Below are 6,963 nucleotides of genomic sequence, written 5' to 3'. Positions count from 1 at the left end.
CCCGCGGGCCGCCGTCGGACCGGCGCCTGTCGTGCACCCCCGTGTCTCGCTTCCGCCGACACGAGTCGGCGGAAGGAACGGTCGGGGGCGCGGTCGCCGTTCCGCCGCCCCGTGTCGGCGGTGCCGGACCGCGCGCCCCTTCTCCGTGCCTCAACTCTGTCGTCGACGCAGGTCGCGGCCCATCCGCGCGGATACTCATCTCACCGCCTGGGTACGCGTACTCAGCCGTGCGCGCACGGGCCCAGGACGTACGGCCGCCGACTGGTTACGATCGCGTCCGTGTCGGTACTCCCCTTGGTCTTCACCAGCGGCTGGGCCAGCGGAATCAACGCCTATGCGGTGGTGCTGCTGCTCGGCCTCTTCGGCGCGACGGGCCTGAGCGACGACGTCCCCGAGACGCTGCAGCGCCCCGAGGTGCTGATCGTCGCCGGCGTGCTGTTCCTGTGCGAGGCGGTCGCCGACAAGATCCCGTACGTCGACTCGGTGTGGGACTCCGTGCACACGGTGGTGCGGCCGGTGGCGGGTGCCTGGGTCGGTGCGCTGCTCGCCGGGCACAGCGGCTCGGTCAACGACGTGGTGGCCGGGCTGGTCGGCGGTTCCACGGCACTGGCCAGCCACACCGTGAAGGCCGGTACCCGGATGGCGATCAACACCTCGCCGGAGCCGTTCAGCAACATCGTGACGAGCCTCGCGGAGGACCTCGGGGTCGCCGGGATCGTGACGTTCGCGATGTTCCATCCGCTGGCGGCGGCGATCATCGCGGCGGTCCTGCTGGCGACCGGCCTGACCGTGCTGGTGTTCCTGGTCTCCCGGATCCGGCGGTTCTGGCGCCGCCGCGCCCAGCGCCGCGAGGAACGGCGGCTCTCGGCACAGGCGGCACCGCCGCCCGGCTGACGGCCCGCCGGACCGGACTGTCGGTGGCGGTCGATAAAGTCGCGGGCATGGGACGGATTGCGGTGATCGGCGCCGGGATGGGCGCCATGGCGGCGGCCGCCCGGCTGGCCGTCGCGGGCCACCGGGTGACGGTGTACGAGCGCACGGAGACGTACGGCGGCGGGGTGCGCCGGTTCGAACGCGACGGGTTCGCCTTCGACACCGGCCCCGGGCTGCTGCCGCTGCCCGCCGTCTACCGCGATCTGTTCGTCAAGACCGGCAGGGAACCGCTGGAGGAGTGCGTCGAGCTGGTCCAGGTCGACCCGTCGGCCCGGCACGTCTTCGCGGACGGCACCGAGGTGTCGTTGCCGAACGCGTCCCGCGCGGGTGTCGTCACCGCCCTGGACGAGGCCCTCGGGCCGGGCGCCGGGCAGCGCTGGGGCGACTTCCTGGTGCGGGCCCGGGAGACCTGGGACCGCACCCGGCGCCCGCTCCTGGAGGAGCCGCTGTGGCCCGACTGGCAGGTGCTGGCCGAGCGCGAGCCGTACCCGTCGGTCCCGCACAAGCGCCTGCTGCGCACGCGCCGGGCGAGCACCCTGCACCAGATCGGCGCCTGGGAGCTGCGTGACCCGCGGCTGTCCCAGCTGCTGGACGGCTACGCGCTCGCGTACGGTCTCGATCCCGGGACCGCCCCGGCGAGCGCGGCCGTGCTGCCCTACCTGGAGCACGCCTTCGGCACCTGGTATGTCCGCGGTGGCATACGGGAGTTGGCGCGCGCGGTGTACGAGCGGTGCCTGCGGCGGCGGGTCGAGTTCGTCTTCGGCGCCGAGGTCGCGCGGGTCCTGGAGAAGGACGGCCGGGCGGCGGGCGTGGAGTTGGCCGGGGGCACGGTGGCGGAGGCGGACTTCGTCGTGGGCACGGGTCCGTGGCGGCTGGTCGGCCTGGCCGGGGGCAGGGAGCTGTACGGCGCGCGGGACGTGCGCCCGGAGCCCGAGGGCCGCCGGCCGGGCCGGGTGGTCCTGTGTCTGGCGCTGCGCGGTGCGCGGGAGCCGGGCGCCGTGCACCGCACGGTGGTGCACTCCCCCGATGCCGAGGGCGACCTGGCCGAGTTCGCGCACGGAGAGCTGCCGGACCGGCCGACGGTCGTGGTGGACCGGCCGGGCGACCCGGCCCAGCGTCCCGACGCGGACCACGAGTCCGTGGTGGTGACGGCGACGGTGCCGTCGGCGGCGGAGTACAGCTGGGCGGCGCCGGGGGCGGCCGACGCGTTCGCGGACCGGATGGCGGCCGCCGCCGAGCGTGCGGTGCCGGGGCTGCGCGAGCGGCTGCTGTGGCGCGAGGTCCGCACCCCCCTGGACACCGAGCGGGAGACGGGCGCCACCGGCGGTGCGGTGCCACCACCGGCGCTGGCCGCGGCGGACGGTGTGCTGCACCCGTCCAACACCACGGCGCTGCCTGGCCTGTTCACCGCGGGCGGCTGGTCGCATCCCGGTGGCGGGCTCGCCCACGCGGGCATGTCGGGGGCGCTGGTGGCCGGACTGATCGTGGAGGGACCGCAGTTCCGCGGCTCGCAGTGAGCCGGGCGCGGCGGCGGCGCTTCAGAAACGGTACTGCTGCTCGTCGTACCCGTTTCCCTGGTGGCCCTGCTGCTGGCCCTGCCCCTGGTCGTCGCCCTGGTAGGGGTACGGCTGCTCGCCGCCGTAGGTCTCGTCGGCGCGCTGCTGCGGGACCCAGACCCCGCCGGCCGGGGTCTCGCCGTAGCCGCCGGTGCCGTACTGGCCCTGGGCGTAGCCCTGCTGGTCGTACTGCTGGGTGCCGTACGCGGACTGGTCGTACCCGCCGCCGTAGGTCTGGTGGCCGATGTACGGGTCGGAGTAGTTGGCGTAACCCTGCTGGCCGCCGCTCGTGTCGTAGCCGTACTGCTGCTGGCCGTACCCGGAGTAGTCGTAGGCGTAGTTCTGGTCGCTGCCCTGGGCGGCGTACGCCTGGTCCTGGCCGGCGGTCGCGTAGGCGGCCCGCTGGTCGCCCGTCGCGGCGTAGCCGGAGTCGCGGTAGACGCCGTAGGAGCCGGTGTCGTCGGGCAGCGGCTGCGGCTCGTACACCGCGGTGGACTCGTTCGCGCCGGGCTCCATGGTGCGGGCGGCCGGGGTGAAGACGTCGTCGCGGTCGTAGTCGTCGCCGCCGAAGGACGGATCGCCGCCGTCCATGGCGTAGGCGGCGCGCTGCTCGGTGTAGGCGGCGTCGGCCGCCTCCGGGTCGGTGGCCGCCGGGCCGGGGTCCTCGTCGGGCTCGCCGCGGCGGCGCTTGGTCAGGCCGCCGCCGTCACCCTCCGCACCGGGGCGCTTGACGGCCCAGCCGGCCTCGAAGCCCCGGCGGAACGACAGCGTGACGTAGGTCTGGCCGACCGCGAAGGCGATCGCGCCCACGCCGATGACGATCACGGACGGGATCAGGACACCGAAGACCACCCCGAGGAAGCCGACGAAGGCGAGCAGCCGCCAGCGCAGCCGCGCCTTGTACTGCAGCAGGACCTCGCCGAGCAACCACAGTGCGACGATGCCGAATGCTACGTAGAGGACCGTCCAGCCCATGTACGCCCCTCCTCCAGTGACCGCTACGCAGTGTGTCGTACTCCGGTGCGGCCGGTCTAGGCCTGCGGGGGATGGTGCAGGCCCAGGTTCTCGTAGATCTCCAGCGTCGCCGTGGAGTTGTTCAGCGTGATGAAGTGCAGTCCGGGCACTCCCTCGGACAGTAGCCGGGCGCAGAACTCCGTGGCGTACTCGATGCCCATGGAGCGTACCGCCGCCGGATCGTCTTTGGCTGTGAGGATCCGCTCTTTCAGGGCGTCCGGGAAGGTCGCGTTGCTGAGTTTGGGCAGCCGTTCCAGCATCTTCACACTGGTGACCGGCAGAATTTCCGGGATGACCGGAGTCCGGCAGCCGGCCGCGGCGACCGAGTCGCGAAGGCGAAGATAGGGCTCGGGCCGGAAGAACATCTGCGTGATGGCGTAGTCGGCGCCCGCGCGGCACTTGTCGACGAAGTGCCGGACGTCGGTGTCCCAGTCGTCGGAGCGGGGATGCATCTCGGGAAAGGCGGCGACGCCCACGCAGAAGTCGCCCGACTCCTTGATGAGGCGGACGAGTTCGGCCGCGTAGGTCAGCCCCTGCGGGTGCGCCACCCACTCGCCCATCGGGTCACCGGGCGGGTCGCCGCGCACCGCGAGCATGTTGCGGATCCCGGCGTCCGCGTACTGGCCGATGATGTTGCGCAGTTCGGCCAGCGAGTGGTCGACCGCGGTGAGGTGGGCGACCGGGGTGAGCGTGGTGTCGGCGACGATCTGCTGGGTCTCCTTGACCGTGCCCGCGCGGGTGGAGCCGCCGGCCCCGTAGGTCACGGAGACGAAGTCGGGGGCGACCGCCTCGACCCGCCGGAGCGCGCTCCACAGGTTCCGCTCACCCTTGGGGGTCTTCGGCGCCGAGAACTCAAACGAGTACGTGGTCTTGCCGGTGGCGAGCATGTCGCTCACGGTGCGTGCGCGGTCCGTCCGGGTGGACGCGGTTCCGAGGGCCATACCCGCAGGTTAGTCAGGGCTGGACGGTCACCCAACCGAACTCGGGATATTTGCCCGAATTGCCGACCTCACGTCCGGATACTGGACATGTTTTCGGACCACGGGACCGCGCGTCACCGCGAGCGCAGCCGCTTGGCGAACTCGGCCGCCGCCGCGCCCGGGTCGTCGGCCGCGGTGAGCGCGCGGACCACGACCACCCGGCGGGCGCCCGCGTCCAGCACCTGGTCGAGGTTGCCCAGGTCGATGCCGCCGATGGCGAACCAGGGGCGGTCGGTGCCCAGGGCGGCGGTGTACCGCACCAGGCCGAGGCCGGGGGCGGGGCGGCCGGGCTTGGTGGGGGTGGGCCAGCAGGGACCGGTGCAGAAGTAGTCCACGCCGTCCTGCACGGCGGCCGCGGCGGCCTCGGACTCGGCGTGCGTGGAGCGGCCGATCAGGACGTCCGGGCCGAGGATCGCCCGCGCGGCGGGGACCGGCAGGTCGCCCTGGCCGAGGTGGAGCACGTCGGCGCCGGCCGCGTGGGCCACGTCCGCGCGGTCATTGACCGCGAGCAGCTTGCCGTGCCGGGCGCAGGCGTCGGCGAGGACCGCGAGGTGCTCCAGCTCCTCGGCGGCCTCCATGCCCTTGTCGCGCAGCTGCACGATGTCGACACCGCCCGCCAGGACCTCGTCCAGGAACGCGGCGAGGTCGCCCTGCTCCGTGCGGGCGTCCGTGCACAGGTAGAGCCGGGCGTCGGCCAGCCGGGCGCGGGCGGTGTCGGTCATCGGTGGTCCCCCGTGGTGTCGGTACTGGTCGCCTCAGACGGCGAGCGCCTGGGCGCGGCGCTTCACCTCCGTGCCGCGATTCTCGCTGAGCGCCTGCGCGGGGGTGCCGGGCAGGGTGGCGTCGGGAGTGAAGAGCCACTCCAGCATCTCTTCGTCCGTGAAGCCGTCGTCCCGCAGGAGCGTCAGGGTCCCGGAGAGGCCCTTGACCACCTTGTCCCCGTCGATGAAGGCGGCGGGGACGTGCAGTGCCCTGTTCTCACCGCGGCGGACGGCGATGAGCTGGCCCTCCTTGACCAGCTGCCGCACGCGCGTCACCTCGACGTCCATCATCTCTGCGATGTCGGGGAGGGTGAGCCAGGCGGGGACGAGAGCATCGATCTTTGCGTCAATCTCGGTCACGGGGTCAAGGGTAGGCGCAACGTCGGGTGGGCCGCGATGGGTGGTCGTCCGGGTGCGGCGCCGTCGGGGCTGGTCGCGCAGTTCCCCGCGCCCCTCACGGGGCGCCGCTCAGCCGTACGTCGCATCCTTCAAGGGACGCCCAGGGTCTGCCAGTGCCTCGGCGTCCATGTGGCGCCCCGCCTCGATCAGGCGCCGTCCTTGCGCCAGATCCCGAGGACGGCCTACCGCCAGAAGGGCTACCAGGCGGGTCTCGCGGAGCCAGCAGACGCTCCAGGAGGGGCCGGCCGGATCGCCGCGCCAGATCAGCCGGTCGGCGGCGGCGTGGTGGCCGGCGTACTGGACGAAGCGGCCGAACTGTTCGGACCAGAAGTACGGGACGGGGTCGTAGACGGCGTCGGTCTCGCCCAGGATGTTGGCGGCGACCGTGCGCGGGCCCTGGAGGGCGTTGTCCCAGTGGTGGACCAGCAGGCGCTCGCCGTAGCGGCCGGAGGGGAAGGAGGCGCAGTCGCCGACCGCGTAGACGTCGGGCACGGTGGTGCGCAGGCGGTCGTCGGCCAGCACGTCGCGGTGCGCGCCCAGCTCGATGCCGGAGCCGGTCAGCCAGGCGGTGGCGGGGCGGGCGCCGATCCCGACCACGACGGCGCCCGCGGGCAGCCGCGAGCCGTCGTCGAGCACCACCGCGCCGGGCTCGACGCCCGCCACGCGCGCGTGCGTGCGCAGTGCGGTGCCGCTGTCCGCGTACCAGGCGGCCATCGGCGCGGCGACCTCGGCGGGGAGCGCTCCGGCGAGCGGCCGGTCGGCGGCCTCCACGACGGTCACCGCGCAGCCGGCCTCGCGGGCCGCGGTGGCGAACTCGGCGCCGATCCAGCCCGCGCCGACGACCACGACGTCGTGCCGGCGGGCGAGCACGGGCCGCAGCCGCTCGGCGTCGTCCAGGGTGCGCAGCAGATGGACGCCGGGCACGCCCTCGGTGCCGGGCAGCGTGATCGGCTCGGCACCGGTGGCGAGGACCAGGACGTCGTACGGCACCGGTCCGGCGTCGGTGTCCAGCTCATGGTCGGCGGGGCGCACGCCCAGCGCCTCGCGGCCGAGCGCCAGCTCGATGCCGAGCGTCTCGAAGTCGACCTCGAACGCGGACCCCTCCGACGTGCCGAGCAGCACGGCCTTGGAGAGCGGCGGCCGGTCGTACGGCTGGTGCGGCTCTGCGCCGATCAGGGTGACGGCGCCCGTGAACCCCTGCTCCCGCAGGGCGACGGCGGTCTGCACCCCGGCCATGCCCGCGCCCACGACGACCACGCGCCGTGTCTGTGCCGTGCCCCGTAGCTGCGTCTGCTCACTCACCTGGTCCACCTGATCACC

Annotated in this window: 7 protein-coding genes; 2 read left to right on the top strand and 5 right to left on the bottom strand. The window is 73.6% G+C overall.

Annotated elements, in window-relative coordinates:
• Positions 1-279 precede the first annotated feature (279 nt).
• Together AB0M11_RS36350 and AB0M11_RS36345 are read left to right on the top strand one after the other, a co-directional pair.
• Complete coding sequence (locus tag AB0M11_RS36350; protein ID WP_365712450.1) at positions 280-894, top strand: DUF4126 domain-containing protein; 615 nt, start codon at positions 280-282, stop codon at positions 892-894.
• A gap of 47 nt (positions 895-941) precedes the next feature.
• Positions 942-2,450, top strand: coding sequence for an NAD(P)/FAD-dependent oxidoreductase (locus AB0M11_RS36345; protein WP_365712449.1), 1,509 nt, complete (start codon positions 942-944; stop codon positions 2,448-2,450).
• A 21-nt stretch (positions 2,451-2,471) separates the two neighbouring features.
• Here the strand turns inward: AB0M11_RS36345 and AB0M11_RS36340 are convergent, their stop codons facing one another.
• The 5 genes from AB0M11_RS36340 to AB0M11_RS36320 all read right to left on the bottom strand — a co-directional run bounded on the left by AB0M11_RS36340 (position 2,472) and on the right by AB0M11_RS36320 (position 6,945).
• Positions 2,472-3,464, bottom strand: a complete 993-nt coding sequence (locus AB0M11_RS36340; RefSeq protein WP_365712448.1) for a hypothetical protein — start codon at positions 3,462-3,464, stop codon at positions 2,472-2,474.
• Positions 3,465-3,520: 56 nt separating this feature from the next.
• Positions 3,521-4,444 (bottom strand): methylenetetrahydrofolate reductase [NAD(P)H], encoded by a 924-nt coding sequence (gene metF, locus AB0M11_RS36335; RefSeq protein WP_365712447.1) that lies wholly within the window; start codon positions 4,442-4,444, stop codon positions 3,521-3,523.
• A 113-nt stretch (positions 4,445-4,557) separates the two neighbouring features.
• Entirely contained in the window at positions 4,558-5,205 is a 648-nt protein-coding gene (gene thiE / locus AB0M11_RS36330) for a thiamine phosphate synthase (RefSeq protein WP_365712446.1), read from the bottom strand.
• 33 nt (positions 5,206-5,238) lie between these two features.
• Positions 5,239-5,604, bottom strand: a complete 366-nt coding sequence (locus tag AB0M11_RS36325) for an Rv2175c family DNA-binding protein (protein WP_294009156.1) — start codon at positions 5,602-5,604, stop codon at positions 5,239-5,241.
• Positions 5,605-5,712: 108 nt separating this feature from the next.
• A complete protein-coding gene (locus AB0M11_RS36320) occupies positions 5,713-6,945 on the bottom strand; it encodes an FAD-dependent oxidoreductase (protein ID WP_365712445.1) in 1,233 nt (410 codons plus the stop codon).
• Between the last annotated feature and the right edge of the window lie 18 nt (positions 6,946-6,963).

Source organism: Streptomyces sp. NPDC051987 (assembly GCF_040680735.1).
Taxonomy (GTDB): Bacteria; Actinomycetota; Actinomycetes; order Streptomycetales; family Streptomycetaceae; genus Streptomyces.
This window is presented reverse-complemented; position numbering and strand designations above follow the sequence as displayed.